This window comes from Streptococcus sp. 27098_8_103 (assembly GCF_041432345.1).
Classification (GTDB): Bacteria; Bacillota; Bacilli; order Lactobacillales; family Streptococcaceae; genus Streptococcus; species Streptococcus mitis_BV.
On sequence record NZ_JAPVZK010000006.1, the window covers coordinates 62620 to 79915 of the forward strand.

The following is a 17296-nucleotide window of genomic DNA, read 5'->3' on the forward strand; positions in this document are numbered from 1 at the left end:
CTAAAATCCAAGTCGTGGATCAAATCCATCATCTGACAACCTCAAGCGACCGTTTGACTTAGCACTTGACCGAGCGGGCTTCTGCCTATTTTCTACCAACTCAACAGTTACTAGCCCCTTCTGCTTCCAATCCCTCAAAATGCTACTGAGATATTTGAAACAAGGCTTACCATTGCCCACACATTCCTTGATGGCTAACTTGATAACCTCTTTACTATGGTCTTGCAAGAAGTATTTCAAATCCTCAATTTCAAACGGTGTTGGGTATCTTCCAAACTCTGAAAAAATCCAATCGTGAACAATACCTAAGTCGTTTTCTGCCGGGGCGTCCTCTATACTATCTATATAGTTAGCACCAGCACCCTCTGGTTCACTCAGTCTTGATAAATTAGTATTGATATTATCAGTCTTGATTGACTGTAATTTTTGCAGTTCTTGACCTGTATTTTTTACAGTTCCAGACTGTAATTTTTGCAGTTCTTGACCTGTATTTTTTACAGTTCCAGAAATATATAGACGATTAGGTTTGTTAACTCCTTGCCTTTCTTCTTTTATCAAGCCAAAGTCTTGCAATTCTTTTTTTGCCTTAATTACTGTTTTTTCATTGCAATTAAGCGAACCCATGAACTGCTGATTCGTAAAGTAAACAAACACATCTCCATTTTTGTCATGCCATTTATTTTGAATAGATAGCGTTCGTCTATCAAAAATCAGCATATACATTACTTTTGCTCTTAAACTCAAATTCTTGTATTCTTCATCCAACAACCACTGCGGAAACTGATAGAAAGCGTTGTTCTTTACCTCGCTTATTTTCAATCATTCTTTCTCCTTTCATTTCATCGAATCAATTATGAACGAATTTTCGTTCACTAAGTGAAAAAATTAAGCAGTGTCACCTGCTGGAGTGAAAAGGTATTTTAGCTCGTACTCTGGAAAGAATTTCTCCTGAACCAACATAGCTTCTTGAAAAGTGAAAGGGTACTTCCCTTTTAGTTTGTCGCTAACAGTTTGTGATCTTACACAAAGATAGTCAGCGATATCTACAATAGAGATGCCTTTTTCCTTTCGTGCCTCGTCAATATTCAACATACGCAACTCCTTTCTAAACGAAATATCGTTCATTTATGTTTAAATTAAAGCTCTTTGATGAGCTTGATTATATAATAAACTTTTTTTCGTTCACTGTCAACGAAAAAGTAGCAATTTTTTAATTTTATTTTTCTTTACAAACGAAATTTCGTGTGTTATAATAAAAAAAAGGAGAAATAACTATGACAGAACAGGAATTAAGAGAACTCATAGAGCTGAAATACGGGAGTGTTCGGCAGATGGCATTAAAAGTCAATATGCCAGCTTCTACCATAAATTCCATTCTCAACAGAGGAATTTTAAAATCCAACGTTGATAATATTTTTAAAATCTGCTCAGCGCTTGGGATTCGCCCTGAAACATTGGCTGATGGAGTTGATTTTCATAAACCGGAAACTGAAAAACCTGAAATCCTAACCATCTACAACCAACTAGAAGAACCTAGACAAGAGAAGGTCCTCGACTTTGCCAATGCCCAACTTGATGAGCAGGAAAATTCTAAGGTTGCTTCTATCTTCGAAAAGGTAAGCAATGAAGATTATATCATTGACTACGTTGAGGGCTTGGTTGCAGCAGGACATGGAACGTTTCAGGAAGACAATCTACACATGGAAGTAAAACTCAGAGCTGAAGATGTGCCAGATGAATACGACACGATAGCTAAGGTGGCAGGCGACTCAATGGAACCACTCATAGAAGATAATGATCTGCTATTTATCAAGGTCACTAGTCAAGTGGATATCAACTCAATCGGCATTTTTCAAGTGAACGGCAAGAACTTCGTCAAAAAGCTTAAAAGAGATTATGATGGTTCTTGGTACTTACAAAGTTTAAATAGTGGATACGAAGAAATCCACTTGTCAGAAAACGACGACATCCGAACAATCGGAGAGGTCGTAGATATTTATAAGAAAAATTAGAGAGGTATAGGATAATGGGAATTTTTGATAGTGCAGAAATGAAAGAGGCTAAACGCCAATACAAGGAAGAAATGAAACAATTAGCTGAGGCTATGAAACCTACAGGCAAGATTTTCATGTGTGCCAAGTGGGATGATAACTTAAGAGTCATCTCTCTTGGTTCAATGGGATTGAGTACCATTGTTAAGTACGACACAATAAAAGACATACAGGTCTTTGAGTCCGTCAAAGAGGTTACTTCTACAAAATCAAAGGGTAAAGAAAAGCGTAAGGGCGTTATGACTAGAGCAGCCGTGGGTACTATCCTCATGCCAGGAGTTGGAACTTTGGCGGGTGCGTTGACAGCTAAGAAACAATCCACAGGGGAGAGCGAGGCTGTAACTAGTCAACAAGTAACTAGAACTATTGTACTGACTAGAGATGATCCTTTCAAAACAGTTCTAAACGTGCCTTACAATGCTGAACTAGAGGTTAAGTTACGTAGTATCCTAGCTGAAAACCTCAGTCAAACAGTACCAGTTGAACAAGTTGCAGAGGCTCCACAAATTGAGCAAACCATATCAAGTATATCTGTTGCTGATGAGCTAATGAAACTAAAAGAACTACTAGACGCTGGTGTTCTGACACAGGAAGAATTTACAGTACAGAAACAACGACTTTTACAATAAAAACAAAAAAGCCCCACGCTCAGAAGTTTGGCGACCGAGAGCGTGAGGCTAGCGACAAGAAAAACTTTTCAAAAGATATTGCCTTTTGAGATGTTTTCTTGTACCCATTTTATCATTTTTTAGGAAATTTTGAAAGAGGTACTACTATGATAACAACAAATAAAGTAGCTATATACGTCAGGGTGTCTACCACATCTCAGGCAGAAGAGGGCTACTCAATCGATGAGCAAAAAGCTAAGCTCTCTAGCTACTGCGACATTAAAGACTGGAGCGTCTACAAAGTATATACTGATGGAGGTTTCTCAGGATCCAATACTGACAGACCAGCACTCGAGGGACTTATCAAAGACGCTAAAAAAAGAAAATTTGACACAGTTCTAGTCTATAAGCTGGACCGTCTTAGCCGTAGTCAAAAAGACACGCTTTACTTAATTGAGGATATTTTCATAAAGAATAATATAGCCTTTCTGAGCCTACAGGAGAATTTTGACACCTCTACTCCTTTTGGTAAGGCTATGATTGGGCTACTCTCTGTGTTTGCTCAGCTAGAAAGGGAGCAAATCAAGGAACGCATGCAACTTGGGAAAATAGGACGGGCAAAGGCTGGTAAATCCATGATGTGGGCTAAGACGTCCTATGGATATGACTATCATAGAGACACTGGAACAATTACTATCAATCCAGCTCAGGCTCTGGCTGTTAAGTTTATCTTTGAAAGTTATCTAAGAGGGAGATCCATTACTAAGCTGAGGGATGATCTAAATGAGAAATACCCAAAACATGTGCCTTGGAGTTATCGGGCGGTCAGGACCATACTAGATAACCCTGTCTATTGTGGTTTCAATCAGTATAAGGGAGAAATTTATCCAGGTAATCATGAGCCGATTATTTCAAAAGAGGAATACGATAAGACTCAATCTGAGCTAAAAATCAGACAAAGGACAGCGGCAGAGAATGTCAATCCTAGACCATTCCAGGCTAAGTACATTCTATCCGGTATCGCCCAATGTGGATATTGTGGTGCTCCTTTAAAAATTATGTTAGGCGTAAAGAGGAAAGATGGAAGCAGGTTAAAAAAATATGAATGCCATCAAAGACACCCACGAACGCTGAGAGGCGTTACTACCTACAACGACAATAAAAAGTGTGACTCAGGATTTTACTACAAAGACAAGCTAGAGGCCTATGTGCTAGAAGAAATAAGCAAACTACAAGATAACGCTGATTACCTGGACAAAATATTTTCAGGAGACAATGCTGAGACCATAGACCGCGAGAGCTACAAGAGACAAATAGAGGAGCTATCAAAGAAACTAAGCAGACTCAACGATCTATACATAGATGACCGCATTACCCTTGAAGAATTACAGAGTAAGTCAGCCGAATTTATAAGCATGAGGGGGACTCTTGAAACTGAACTGGAAAACGATCCAGCACTCAGGAAGAACAAAAGAAAGGCTGATATGAGGAAACTGCTAAACGCTGAAAAAGTGTTTTCAATGGATTATGAGAAACAGAAGGTACTTGTTAGAGGGCTTATAAACAAGGTTCAGGTAACAGCTGAGGACATTGTTATCAAGTGGAAAATATAGATAATTTTAGTAACCTACATTTCTACCAGAGTGAAAGCTTTAACCTTAGCTTTTTTCAAGAATGTCATCATTTTTTTCATGTTAAAAATTTACCTCCATATTTTGATACATGGGCATGAGCATTGCCGCATAAAGTAAAACGATAATCAGTGCCACAAAGATAAAAACCAGTGGCTGCACCAAATTCATGGTGCGGTTAACTCGGGTAAAAAAGGCTTCCCAAGTTTTTTCAGCATAGATTTCCAACTCACTACCCAGCTTGGACTTGACTTCCCCATACTCGATAATAAGACTCAACTCTTTCTTAAAGAAAGGATAGGTTGCTATGGTTTGAGAAAATTCGCGGCCATTTTGTAGAGATTTAGCTAGGTCTTGACCTATTTCTTTAAAGAGCTGGGAACCTTGTTCCTGCATCATCTGAAAAATCTGCGTCAGTTCCATTCCCTGCGAAATCATATTACCCCATTCACGCGCATAATAGGCTGTCAAATAGGTCTGCACAAAGATTCCAAGAAAGGGAAGGCGTGCTAGGATAGAAAAGACACGCATCTTAGAACTTCTTTTATAAAAAGTGAGTGCTAAAATGACACCTACTGAAACAAACCCTACCATTCCTAGAAAGATTTGTGGCAGATTTCCGATAATTTGGGTGGCAATATTGCTACTATCCAGTTGTGGTAGTAGGTAGTTCCGTAGCCCCAGCATGATTAAGAGAAGAAAACCCAGCAAAATCAAGGGATAGGTCGCTACTTCAATTAATTTTTTCTTGACCTTGGCCAGATTGTCCAGATACTCTTCTATCTTTCCCAAACTCAGGTGGAGATTTCCATGGACTTCCGCTAGGGATAACTGAGTGACAATGGCACTTGAAAATCCCAAACTGTCCATTATTTCTGAAAATGATTTCCCTTGAGACAAGCCTGTGCACATCTGGGTCACACATTGCTTGTCCAACAAGGCACTCCTATCTAAAAAGGAGATGGTCTCCACCAGATGAAAACCGCTGGAAAAGAGATTGTTAAACAAAGTGATGATATTTTTTTGCTTAGCTGTAGCTAATTTTTTCCGTTTCAGCCTGAAGACTTGTGATATGTCCATCTTTAAGAAGCTGGTCAATCTGTTCATTCCAGCTAGTTGACTGGTGTTCTTGATAGTTTTTGTTTGCAAAGTCAACGATTCCTCCTCCCCCGATTAATCTCTGGTAGCAGACTCCTTGCAGAACTACTGCCAATTCCTCCTCACTCACACCCAACTCCAGCAGGCGCTCGTAAACACCTCGAATACTCTTGGCATGAATGGTTGAAAAGACTGTCGCCCCTGTCAAACTGGCTCTGACTACTGCACGCGCCGTCTCGCTGTCTCGAATTTCTCCGATAATCAAGAGATCAGGACGATGCCGTAGGGAAAGCTTAATCAGATTTTCATAGGTAAGCCCAATCGCCTCATTCAACTGCAACTGGAGCATGTCGTCCTGCTTGATTTCGACAGGATCTTCGATGGACATGACTTGCTGTCCTTTAAAGAGAGATTTAGCCAATTCATGCATCAGGGTCGTCTTGCCACTGCCGACTGGACCTGCAAAAAGATAGAGACCACGTTGCCTGTACTGCTTACCTAATTCTTCAATGTCCTGAAACCAAAAATGCAAGTCCTGCTCCTCATCATGCAACAAGCGAATCACCAAACTCTCATGCCCTCGATAATCGCCTACAGTAGATAGACGTAGAGATGCCATCTTCTGGTCATATTCATAATCACAGGAACCAAGTTGACTACGTCTCTTCTCCCCAACATTCATACCCGCTACAAACTTAAAGTGACTGATAACGGCCGCAAATTTTTCAAAATCATAAGAGCCAATCTTGCATCGATCGTCTCCTACCCTCATATGAAGCTCATAGGCATCTAACTTAGGGACAAAATAAATGTCTTGCGCCCCTTTTTTCCGAGCTGAACGAATGATTTCTTGTGCAATTTCTTGAACCATACTTACCTCCTCACCTATACTATTCGCAAAGATTTGGAAAAATAAAAAAAGCAACTCTAAAAAAGTTACTTTTTCTCTATTTTAATTTCATACGGCAAGAACGATGCCTTTCCTTACCTGTTTGTTTTTCATAGCCTGGGCGTAGTTTTTCATCTGGAATAACCTGCTCGTCCTGCAAAAGAGCCAAAGAATGGTATTGTTGTAAATACTCGTCACATTCATCACACCAGCGTTGGTCTTCTGGATCCCAAAAAATGGTCATCAAATCACTTCTACTTTTATAAAGAGGGGATTCTTGTTCCAATCTAAACCAGCAAGTTTTGTAGTATTTGAGAGCATCATAATACTGATCAAATTTCTTACTAGCTACAATATCTTCTTCCCAACCTTCTAAGAACCACCAAGGTTCAAAATCTCCATACATTTCTATAACACGATACATATTCATTCATTTCCTTTGTATCGTATATTATAACTAATTCCATTAAACAAGGAAAGAAATATGCTCATTTCTTAATTTTTTGATAAAAAATCCAGCCATCTGATGAATGACTGAATTTCTATTTGCTTATGTGATAAAAATTTTTCGTTTCCTAAGCTTCAGAAATGTCGTTTTCGATGATGACCTTAATTGCATGGTGGTCTGCTGCTTTACTGAAAACTTCATAGGCTTTTTCAATTTCACTTAGTTTGAAATAGTGAGTTACCAATTTTTCTGGTTCAATCTTATGACTTTCAAGAGCTTTCAACAATTGTGGAGTAGTATTTGTAGATACCAAACCAGTTGTTACATTGATGTTGCGAATCCAAAGTTTGTCCAAATCGAATTCAACTGGTTTACCATGTACACCACAGTTGGCAACTGTTCCGTCTACACCGATAATCTTTTGACAGAAATCAAATGTTGTAGGAATACCAACAGCTTCGATAGCGACATCCACACCACGTCCATCTGTCAAATCATAAATTTCTTTAATGGCTTTTTCAGGGGCTGAAGAATTAACCTTATGAGTCGCACCAAATGATAGGGCAGTTTCCAAACGGTTATCGTCTAAGTCTACCATAATCAATTTGGCTGGTGAATAGAACTGAGCTGTTAAGAGAGCTGCTAAACCAACTGGACCTGAACCAATAATGGCTACACTACAACCAGGTTCTACTTTCCCTTTCAAGACACCAATTTCATACCCAGTAGGCAAAATGTCTGATAACATAACCAAGGCTTCATCTGACAAGTCTTCTGGAGTATGGTAAAGAGTGTTATCTGCATGAGGGACACGTAGATATTCAGCCTGCATACCATCAATCAAGTGACCGAAAATCCAGCCTCCTTCGTCTTCACAATGGGCATAAATTCCTTTTTTACAGTAGTAGCATTTGCCACAGGCACAAACACAAGAAATCAAAACCTTGTCGCCTTTTTTGAAGTTAGAAACTCCTTCTCCAACTTCTTCAACAATCCCAATCCCTTCGTGACCAAGAATGGTACCACTTTGACAAGCAGGAACATCTCCTTTAATGATATGGAGGTCTGTTCCACAAATAGTGGTTTTTACGATACGCACAATAGCGTCTGTTGGCTTGCGAATAACTGGTTTGTCTACATCAACAAAAGAAGCAAGTCCTGGTTTAACATAAGTATAGGCTTTCATAAAGCAATCCTCCGTTTTTTATTTGTACTATTTTTAATATAATTGTAAGCCTTTTCATTTGTTTGTTCAAGTCTTTTTGTGATTTTCTTAACTTTTTTATTTACCAGTAAAGTACCCTGCATAAAAAAGCAGAAGCTAGTCTCTAACTCCTGCTTTCTCTCTTATGCTTGATAACGTTTCACACCATCTAGATAGGTTGCTACCAATTCCAAATCTTTATCTAATACGATAAAGTCTGCATCATATCCTTCGCGGATTTGGCCACAGACATCGTCAATGTGAACAGATTTTGCTGGGTTGAAGCTGGCCATCATGACTGCTTCATGTGGATTCGCAATACCCCATTCGACCACATTCTTCAAACCGTCCTTGAGTTTGAGTATAGAACCTGCCAAATTGCCTGTCGATTTGAGGCGTGCAGTTCCATTTGCAACGACAACTGGAAATTCTCCCAACATATAGTCACCGTCTTCCAATCCACCAGCTGTCATACAGTCTGTGATAAGGGCGATATTTTCAGTTCCCTTTTGCTTGAGCAAAATATCACAGGCCTTGGGATCTACGTGATGACCATCACATATCAACTCTGCATAGGTGTGTGGTAATTGATACATAGCTCCCACCATACCGAGTTCACGGTGAGTCAAGCCACGCATGCCATTGTAGGCATGTACCCATACGCTCGCTCCAGCATCGACTGCTTTTTTGGCTTCATCAAATGTCGCATTTGAATGTCCAAGAGCAACTGTCACACCTTCTCCAGTGATAGTCCGTACAAAGTCTTCTACACCTTCACGCTCTGGCGCAAGAGCAATTTTATTAAGCAAGCCATTAGCTGCTTTTTGCCAAGCACGAAACTCATCCATACGAGGATCTTTCATATAGGCAGGGTTTTGAGCTCCCTTGTATTTCTCTGTGAAATAAGGCCCTTCAAAGTAAATACCACGAATTTTTGCTCCACTTGCTTCCCGATAACGAGCACCGATATTTTCTGTTACCGCAAGCAATTGCTCATAAGTTGAAGTCAAAGTTGTTGGCAAGAAGCTGGTGACACCTGTACTAAGTAGTCCTTCACTCATGGTATGAAGGGTTCCTTCGATATTATTATCCATAACATCCACACCGCCAAATCCATGAATGTGGGTATCTACAAGTCCTGGAGCAATGCTATAGCCTGTATAGTCAATCACCTCAGCGCCTTCAGGAATCTGCGCGACATGTTTTCCAAACTTGCCGTCCACAAGTTCCAAGTAACCTCCACGACGAACTCCATGTGGGTAGAAAAACTGATCCGCTTTAATATAGTTAGGCATAATGTTAACCTCCTCAAAAGATTGATTCTACAATTTATTATGTCAATTACATTATAAACCTTTCTTTTTTATTTGTAAATGGTATAGACCTATTTTCTAGAGATATTTTAAAAGAGCTGGATTTCTCCAACTCTTCTCTTTTTAATACAAGTTATTTTGATTTGACCGGCTTGTCTTGAGCTGTTTGCAAGGCTGCAGCAATGGTATCTGCATACAATTTAGCTCCTGCTTCAATTTTACTATTGTCACTTCCAAAATGGACTTGGTCTGTCCCAGTCCAGATCTCTGGATGCTCTTTAGCAACTTGATTCCAATCTGCTATCGTGATGTAAGGAGTCTTCTCTGCCAATTCTCTCATATAGGCAGCCGCCTTCTCAACGATGGCATAGGTCTCTTTTGTCTTATCTCCTTCATAAGGAGTCACCAAAACCATATGGTGGCCCTTAGGAAGATTTTTCACGATACTATCCCAATCTTCCTTGTAATTTTCAGGATTATTTACCCCAGTTGCAATAACCACCATCTTTGGTAGAAATTTATTCTGGCTATTGTTGAGCATGATTTCATTGGCAGTCTTGGTTGTTCTGCTGACTTGTGCATTAATCTGTGCCCCTGGAAGGGCTGTCTGCAACGCTGTATTAGCTCTTAGTGCTACCGAATCACCAATTAACATAGTGCCATCAGCAATTCCTAAACTATCAGCTTCTGCTCGTTCTGTCATCACCTTGGTCTGGCTAATATTTGTTGCAGCTTGCTTCAAGCCATTGACAGTTAAGTCTGTCTCAAAAGCTCCCACTTGTGGTGCCAACAGAGTTACTAAGAAGACAATGAAGGCCAAAATTCCAGTACTTGCTGCAAGGATTGTGTGAATATGAGGAAGGGGACGGAGGGTTTGTATAATAGGTGTGTCCTTTCCTGCAATCCAAGGTTCCAATACATAAAATGAAAGACTGGCAAATCCATAAGAAAAAATCAAAGTCAGTAACACAGCAAAAAGATTTGATGTCAACTGTGAAAAAATGATATAGAAAGGCCAATGGAAGAGATAAACTGCATAGCTAGTATCCGCTAAAAAGCTGATCATCTTTGGCTCCTGCACGTTAGGAGTCTTTTCATGTAAGACACGCGCCGCCAGAATCATAGCAAGGGCTGCAAGGCTGGCAAGCAAGAAGCCAATAAGATAGGCAAAGAGATAGGTAAATTTGACAAAGAAAGTCAAAATGAGTAAGAAGCCAAAACCTCCTCCAAAAACTAAAAGGGTCTTTCGTAAATCCCAGATTTTATCCAACTGCTTAACTAGGGAAGTCGTCTGACGAACGCCTACAATCGTTGCTAAGATACTTCCCAAAAAGAATGGATAGACATGAGTTAAACTGGAGAAATAAACAGAGGAATAGGAGGTTACTAGAAAACTACCAATAAACATGGAGAAGAAACTAACCAAGAAGGCAGCAGCAGACAAGAGAAAGACCATTCCCTTCAACTGACCATTTGATTTAGCCTGTTTGGATAAGAACCAAACTGCCAAGCCCCAGAGGATATAGTAGTGAACCTCAACAGCCAAGCTCCAATTATGAACAAACAAATGAGGAATGAACTGAGATTCATAACTTCCTCCTGTTAGAAGTTCATAGAAGTTGGTCATAAAGCCTAAAACACCTGCAATCTGGCCACCAATTCCAGCAATATAGTCTTGGCGAACCAAAAAAGTAAAAGGCATGGTTACCAAGACCATCAAAACTACAGGTGGCACAATCCGATAAAAACGTCTCCTAAAAAATCCTATCAAGTCAATCTCATGATTTTTAGAAAATTCTTCGATGAGTAGAGCTGTAATCAGGAATCCTGAAAACGTGAAAAAGACATCTACCCCGAAAAATCCTCCAGGAAAGATGGTCTGAAAGAAATGATACAAGAGTACCAAAAGTAAACCTGTAATCCTAATCAAGGAAAACCATTTAATGCGCATACGAGTTTATTCTCCCTTTCATTATACACCTTATTCTATCAAAAAAAGAAGAAAAATCCTAAGAGAAAACTTAGGATTTTTAGCTTATATCAATTCCATTTTAGAAATTACGGCCTGACTTATTATAGCCATATTTTTCAACAAAATACTCACGGAATTCCAAGAGATTGTCGTCCATAATGGCTTGTCGCACTTGCTTCATCAGGTTAAGCAAGAAGTAAAGGTTATGGTAGCTAGTCAAGCGGATACCAAAGGTTTCATCAGCCTTGAGCAGGTGACGAAGGTAAGCGCGTGTATAGTTCTTACATGTATAGCAATCACATTCTGGATCTAGTGGCGTAAAGTCCTCAGCAAACTGAGCATTTTTAACAACCAAACGTCCCTGACTGGTCATACAAGTCCCATTACGAGCTATACGAGTCGGCAAGACACAGTCAAACATATCTACACCACGAATCACCCCATCAATCAAGCTATCTGGCGCTCCCACACCCATCAAATAGCGAGGTTTATTTTCAGGTAGCAGTTGAGTTGTGAAATCCAAGACCGCATTCATCTCTTCGTGGGTTTCTCCCACTGCTAAACCACCAATAGAGTAGCCTGGGAAATCCATGCTGACAAGGTCGTGAGCCGATTGACGGCGAAGATCTTCAAATCCAGCCCCCTGCACAATCCCAAATAACCCTTGGTCATGCGGACGACGGTGAGCCTTCAAACCACGCTCAGCCCAACGGCTGGTACGCTCGATTGATTTCTTAACGTAGTCGTAAGGTTGATAAAACTGAGGACATTCGTCAAAGGACATCATGATGTCTGAGCCCAAATTATTCTGAATAGAAATGGCTTTTTCTGGGGACAAGAACATCTTAGAACCATTGAGATGGTTTTTAAAGGTTACTCCTTCTTCTGTGATATTACGGCTATCTGCTAAGGAATAAACCTGAAAACCACCACTATCTGTCAAGATAGGCTGGTCCCAATTCATGAACTTGTGGAGACCACCTGCGCGTGCGATGAGTTCATCTCCAGGACGAAGCCAGAGATGATAGGTGTTTGACAGGATAATTCCCGAACCCATCTCCTTCAATTCTTCAGGCGACTGAGTTTTGACAGTGGCTTGTGTCCCAACTGGCATAAACATAGGTGTTGGGAAGGTACCGTGGGGAGTGATGATTTCTCCCAGACGAGCTCCCGTGTGTTTTTCTTTCTTAATCAAACGATATTTGATTGGTGAATCTGACATTTTTTACCTCCGAAGCTGGGAAAAACAGTCCCAGTTCATACTTTGTGCCCAAGGGCATACTGTATGATTTTATCAAAAAAAGCTGGAACTGTCACGAACTATGGTGTATAATGAGAGAATGAAATACCCAAAAATTGATTTAAAAACCATTCGTCTGCAAGCTAGACAATTTCAGGCTGAAAATCCCCGTCTCTTTCTCGTCTATCTCTTACCTAGCATGCTGATCATTTTGTCTGGCTTCCTCAATCCCTTAGAGCGTATCAACGAGTCTATTTTAGAACAATCCTTTTTAAGCGTTCTTGGTCGTGTATTCCAAGCCTACCTTTTTCCCCTATTAGTCTCCTTTATCGGAACAATACTTCTAACCAGTTCAGTTTATACAACTCTGAAACTCATCAAGAATCCAGATACAGAACTATCCGTCAAAAATAGTCTCACTCTCTTTAACGAAGAGCACTTTTCACAAACCTTTTTGACTCTACTCCTCAAACGCTTCTATCTCTTTTTATGGAGCATTCCTAGTTTACTCGGGATTTACTTCCTCTTTTACAGTAGCTTTCTAGCAAAGAAATTCGTTGCCCTTCACCCTGAGTTTCCTAATCTGGATCTCTCGTCAATTGAAACTGAACGCTTCCTCATGATCTTTGGTCTCTACTTTCTAGCAAGTATTTTCTTGATGATTATAGGAAATAGTCTCTATATTCCACAATACTATGCCTATTCACAGGTAGAATTTCTCCTTTGTGACACCCTAGACTTGGGACAAGCTAGACCAGGACAAATCCTTAAAACCAGCCGTTTCCTGATGAAAGGCTACAAATTTCAGCGCTTTGTCCTAGACTTACAACTCCTTCCTTGGTACTTCCTCAATTGGATTACTTTTGGGATTGCTAGTTTCTCACTCCTACCCTACATTCAAATTAATAAAATGATTTTTTACCGAGCAGTATTAGCTCGAAAACGTCCAAAAGCTTGAAGGTGACCCCTCAAGCTTTTTCTATCAATGAGTTTCTCCGCCTACCAACTTGAGATCCTGATCTCCATGTTCTATCATGGCGCCGATTGCCGCTTCTAGCCCTCGCCTAATATCCACTAAACTCATAGCTGGGGTGGTAGGTCGATTCACCACCTGTTCCATCATATAAGGAATATGCATAAACCCTGCCTTAACATGTGGAAATTTCTTTTCTACCAAATAGAGGACCTGATACATCAAATGATTGCAGACAAAAGTCCCTGCCGTATTGGAAACAGAGGCCGGCAAGCCCTCTTTTTTTATAGCTTGGACCATCGCTTTAATCGGCAAACTACTAAAGTAGGCCGGAGCACCATCTGGACGAATAGGAAGGTCAATCGGTTGATTACCTTCGTTATCAGGAATGCGTGCATCGTCTTGGTTAATGGCCACTCGTTCAGGCGTCAAGCTAGTTCTTCCACCAGCTTGGCCGATACAAAGGACAAAATCAGGTTGATAACGACTCATCTCTTCTTCCAATACTTGGGCCGATTTATGAAAGACTGTTGGCACTTCTAACCAACGGACCTCAGCACCATGGATTTCAGCTGGTAAACCTTTAATGGCCTCCAAAGCTGGATTGACCTTTTCCCCTCCAAAGGGTTCAAAACCTGTCACTAATACTTTCATTTCTAACTCCTTACAACCAATTCCATGAAACTATTTTCTTAAAAACAAGTATAACATATTTCCCTTATTCTAGAGTGAAAAGGACTAGAGAGGATCAGACCAGCATTAAAGTTTATTTAAAGAGAAAAATACTAATCAAGGCCAAAATAGCTGGTCCACCTTGCTTCAAAATAATTTTCTTATCTGCTGTGAGAGAGCCATAAGCCGCAGCTCCAATCACAAATAAAACAAAAATAGTCACAATTTCTAAATTCTGTGAGAAATAAATTCCATACAGGAGAAAGACTCCTAGCAGAGCATTATAAATCCCTTGATTTTTAAACAATGAACTTACTGACGGACGAGCCAATTCTTCCTTATCCATGTTAAAGACACGACTAGTTACATCTGATTGCGTTGCAATACTTTCCAAATAAAAAATGTAAAAATGCTCCAAAGCAACAATCGTTGCTAAAATGATTGTCATAATTGACATCTATTTCTCCTTAAATCTCTATATTTTCAATACCCAAAACCAATTTATTTAATAAACGGCTGAGTTCTGTTCTTTCAGACTCTGTTAAGATACTTTCCATCTCTTGCTTAACCTTTATATGTTTCAGAGGAGGATTCACCACTAACTGCTCCTTGGCATACTTCGTGGCCTCTACCAACACTTCTCGCTGATTTTCAGGATTGCGATGACGCTCCACCAAACCTTCCTTTTCCAGAATTTTGAAATGTCGGGTCAAAGCAGCCTGATCAATCTTCAAACGCTCCTGAACCGCTATTTGATTACAAGGGGAATGCTTCAGCAAAAACAGTAAAATCTGATACCGTGTCAAACTAATCCCAAGTCTTTTTTCAAACAATTGCGTACTCGCTTGCTCAGACAAGCGGAGTTGATAAAGCAGATCTTGAATCTCTATCATTTCTTTCTCCTATCTTGATTTATCAATAGTTGACTAATCAATTGTGTTATAAAGTAAAATTGATTGCAAGAATGTTGCTTCAATCATTACAAAATGGTAACTTCCATTTTCCATTCATATTGATACTCAATGAAAATCAAAGAGCAAACTAGGAAGCTAGCCGTAGGTTGCTCAAAGCACAGCTTTGAGGTTGCAGATAAAACTGACGTGGTTTGAAGAGACTTTCGAAGAGTATGACAAAGAAAAACGAACGAGACTTACTTCCAATCATGAAAGCTAGATCTCATTCGTCAAAATGATATTACCAAGTCTGGTTTATCCATTCATTGAAACGTGAACGTGATCATAGTGATTTTCTGTCACGCTACCACGGTCTGGCATTGGGTTCCAAGTATTAGCTGGCCCATATTTGCTATCGAATGGAGCATAGAAACGTTGTTTCCAAATAATGTAACTAATTCCACGGCTGGCCATGTTTTGAATAGCGTATTCCGCAATCTTATCCCCTAATTCTGAGCTTTCTGGTACCATAAAGTCGATAGCCAAACCTTTTCCGTGATCTCCACTGTCTCCTGGACGGTAACCACTAAAGGATGTGATGCCAAACAAGTTAGCAATTTCTTCTTTAAAGGCCGCTGTTTGTGGTTGAAGGCCTGCATTTTCAGATTTCGCTACCGCAAGTCCAGCATAATCGGGCGCTGCTGGAGCTGCGTAAGTTGTTGAAACTGTTTTCTTCTCTTCTGGTTGATAAGTAGAAACTGCTGTTGTAGCTTCATTTGATGAGGCTTCTTTTAATTCTTCTGAACTTTTTGCAGTTGTTTCGATTGCTGTTTCTTCTGTTGGAGTTGTAGTTTCTTCCACTGTTGAAACATCTTGTGGGCTTGCTTGAGTTTCATTTTTCTCAGCTGAAGTCGTTGCCTGAGGAGCTGCTTCTGCAACTGCACTACTTGTTTCGGCTGTTTGCTCCTCTGACGTTGAAGTATTTGTAGATGGTGCTACTTCTTCTGCAGTAGCAACTGTCTCTGCAACTTCTGAATTTGTTGCTACTTCTTTTGTACTTGTAGTTTCTACCGCTTTTGGCGCTTCTGCAATCGGTTGAGAAAGGTCTGCAACCTGAACAGTTTGATCATCTACGGTCACTTGATTGGTTGTCAAATCTGCTGTCGCAGTTGTCACCTCTTCACTAGAAGCCGCTTGAGGTGTTTGGATTTCAACTTCTGTTACTTCTTCTGCTTCATTGACGGTCGTTGTCAAAACAGTTTCTGGGAAAATCAAGTCCATATTAGTGATTTTATTCAAATTCGCAAGAACTGTGACATCTACACCCAAGGCTTCTGCAATGGTGCTCAAGGTATCACCATACTGAACGGTATAACTTGTTTTGTTGTCCGTTTTAGTCAAATCGTTTTGGATTTGCTCAACACTACGTGCAGTCCAAAGAACTTCTTCTGCTTGAGTTGCCAATACTGGGGCAAATGACAAGGCTACTGTTGAAGCTAATAATATTCTTTTCTTCATTCTTTCCTATTCCTTTCAAATGAGTACCTGTCTATCATAACACAAAAAATGCAGAAAAAAAGCCCTCTCGGGCCTATTTAACAGAACTGTCTATTCCTTGTAACAAACTTGGTTACTTGAAATAGTTTGTTAGGTCTCTGTCACAAAACTGACACAATCTTATCGTTCCCAATCCCCAAAAATATAAGGAATATCTGCTAACCCTTGAATCCTATGATTTCCTTCATAAGTCGACTCTAAAAAGTTGATACTTTGAATCCCACTATTCTGGGCAAATTCCACATCCAGAGTCCGATCCCCTATATAATAGGTCTTCTCAGAATCCAACTGATACTTGCCTAACAGATAGTTAGCCGCTTCTGGACTTGGCTTCCGCACAAAACCACTCTGACTGGTTAAAATCTCTGTAAAATAAGATTCCAAACCCAAGTCTCTGAGAATGGTACGAGCATTGTCTCCCTTATGAGTGTAAACAAACTGCTGAATTCCTGATTCCTCTGCCCAAGCTAGCACATCACGCGCACCTGGCATCAAAACTACCTGAGCATTCTTCTCAGCCAAACTCTGGGCACGCACCTGATTTAGCATTTCCACATCCAGCTTTCTCTCTTCTGCCACCTGCACAAGTAAATCCTGCACAGAAAACTTGAGAATAAACTCCCTCACCTGCTCCTTATCATAAGGAATAGAAAACTGAGCAAAAGTTTCCTCAATTCCTGATAAAATCGCTTCGTAAGAATCCAATAAAGTCCCATCTAAATCCCAAATAAAAGCTGTTTTTTGCAT

At 40.1% G+C, this 17296-nt stretch carries 18 protein-coding genes; 4 read left to right on the forward strand and 14 right to left on the reverse strand.

Features of this window, described 5'->3' with window-relative positions; genetic code table 11:
- Both O3599_RS03040 and O3599_RS03045 read right to left on the reverse strand, forming a co-directional pair.
- A complete protein-coding gene (locus O3599_RS03040) occupies positions 1-819 on the reverse strand; it encodes a replication initiator protein A (RefSeq protein ID WP_371511943.1) in 819 nt (272 codons plus the stop codon).
- Between the two features lie 66 nt (positions 820-885).
- Complete coding sequence (locus O3599_RS03045; RefSeq protein ID WP_049490402.1) at positions 886-1092, reverse strand: helix-turn-helix transcriptional regulator; 207 nt, start codon at positions 1090-1092, stop codon at positions 886-888.
- Between the two features lie 182 nt (positions 1093-1274).
- Between O3599_RS03045 and O3599_RS03050 the strand changes: the two genes are divergently transcribed.
- The 3 genes from O3599_RS03050 to O3599_RS03060 all read left to right on the forward strand — a co-directional run bounded on the left by O3599_RS03050 (position 1275) and on the right by O3599_RS03060 (position 4272).
- On the forward strand, positions 1275-2012 hold the full coding sequence (locus tag O3599_RS03050) for an XRE family transcriptional regulator (RefSeq protein ID WP_371511945.1): 738 nt from the start codon (positions 1275-1277) through the stop codon (positions 2010-2012).
- Between the two features lie 14 nt (positions 2013-2026).
- The gene (locus O3599_RS03055; protein WP_371511947.1) at positions 2027-2680 is read left to right on the forward strand and encodes an SHOCT domain-containing protein; all 654 of its coding nucleotides are present in this window, start codon (positions 2027-2029) and stop codon (positions 2678-2680) included.
- Positions 2681-2826: 146 nt separating this feature from the next.
- Entirely contained in the window at positions 2827-4272 is a 1446-nt protein-coding gene (locus tag O3599_RS03060; RefSeq protein WP_371511950.1) for a recombinase family protein, read from the forward strand.
- A gap of 81 nt (positions 4273-4353) precedes the next feature.
- Here the strand turns inward: O3599_RS03060 and comGB are convergent, their stop codons facing one another.
- From comGB to tgt, 7 genes are all read right to left on the reverse strand, one after another.
- Positions 4354-5370 carry a competence type IV pilus assembly protein ComGB gene (gene comGB, locus O3599_RS03065; protein WP_247939464.1) on the reverse strand — a complete coding sequence of 339 codons (1017 nt, stop codon included), beginning with the start codon at positions 5368-5370 and terminating at the stop codon, positions 4354-4356.
- Entirely contained in the window at positions 5318-6259 is a 942-nt protein-coding gene (gene comGA, locus O3599_RS03070) for a competence type IV pilus ATPase ComGA (protein WP_247939453.1), read from the reverse strand. Before comGA ends, comGB begins: the two co-directional genes overlap by 53 nt.
- Positions 6260-6335: 76 nt before the next feature.
- Complete coding sequence (locus O3599_RS03075; protein WP_000286405.1) at positions 6336-6701, reverse strand: DUF1033 family protein; 366 nt, start codon at positions 6699-6701, stop codon at positions 6336-6338.
- Between the two features lie 151 nt (positions 6702-6852).
- On the reverse strand, positions 6853-7911 hold the full coding sequence (locus tag O3599_RS03080) for a zinc-dependent alcohol dehydrogenase family protein (protein WP_247939452.1): 1059 nt from the start codon (positions 7909-7911) through the stop codon (positions 6853-6855).
- 161 nt (positions 7912-8072) lie between these two features.
- The gene (gene nagA / locus O3599_RS03085) at positions 8073-9224 is read right to left on the reverse strand and encodes an N-acetylglucosamine-6-phosphate deacetylase (RefSeq protein WP_084928157.1); all 1152 of its coding nucleotides are present in this window, start codon (positions 9222-9224) and stop codon (positions 8073-8075) included.
- 151 nt (positions 9225-9375) lie between these two features.
- Positions 9376-11193 carry an acyltransferase family protein gene (locus O3599_RS03090; protein ID WP_084928158.1) on the reverse strand — a complete coding sequence of 606 codons (1818 nt, stop codon included), beginning with the start codon at positions 11191-11193 and terminating at the stop codon, positions 9376-9378.
- Positions 11194-11293: 100 nt separating this feature from the next.
- Positions 11294-12436: a tRNA guanosine(34) transglycosylase Tgt gene (tgt, locus tag O3599_RS03095; protein ID WP_001285237.1), complete on the reverse strand. Its 1143-nt coding sequence runs from the start codon at positions 12434-12436 to the stop codon at positions 11294-11296.
- Between the two features lie 118 nt (positions 12437-12554).
- On the opposite strand from tgt, the gene O3599_RS03100 reads away from it, so the two are divergent.
- Entirely contained in the window at positions 12555-13412 is an 858-nt protein-coding gene (locus O3599_RS03100) for a DUF975 family protein (RefSeq protein ID WP_247939451.1), read from the forward strand.
- A 24-nt stretch (positions 13413-13436) separates the two neighbouring features.
- On the opposite strand, the gene pcp is transcribed toward O3599_RS03100, so the two are convergent.
- The 5 genes from pcp to O3599_RS03125 all read right to left on the reverse strand — a co-directional run bounded on the left by pcp (position 13437) and on the right by O3599_RS03125 (position 17296).
- Positions 13437-14081 carry a pyroglutamyl-peptidase I gene (pcp, locus tag O3599_RS03105; protein WP_247939450.1) on the reverse strand — a complete coding sequence of 215 codons (645 nt, stop codon included), beginning with the start codon at positions 14079-14081 and terminating at the stop codon, positions 13437-13439.
- 112 nt (positions 14082-14193) lie between these two features.
- Positions 14194-14556 carry a DUF1304 domain-containing protein gene (locus O3599_RS03110; RefSeq protein ID WP_247939449.1) on the reverse strand — a complete coding sequence of 121 codons (363 nt, stop codon included), beginning with the start codon at positions 14554-14556 and terminating at the stop codon, positions 14194-14196.
- A 10-nt stretch (positions 14557-14566) separates the two neighbouring features.
- Complete coding sequence (locus tag O3599_RS03115; RefSeq protein ID WP_247939448.1) at positions 14567-14992, reverse strand: MarR family winged helix-turn-helix transcriptional regulator; 426 nt, start codon at positions 14990-14992, stop codon at positions 14567-14569.
- A gap of 315 nt (positions 14993-15307) precedes the next feature.
- Positions 15308-16510, reverse strand: a complete 1203-nt coding sequence (locus O3599_RS03120; protein WP_049515746.1) for a LysM domain-containing protein — start codon at positions 16508-16510, stop codon at positions 15308-15310.
- A gap of 159 nt (positions 16511-16669) precedes the next feature.
- Positions 16670-17296 carry an HAD family hydrolase gene (locus O3599_RS03125; RefSeq protein WP_020903674.1) on the reverse strand — a complete coding sequence of 209 codons (627 nt, stop codon included), beginning with the start codon at positions 17294-17296 and terminating at the stop codon, positions 16670-16672.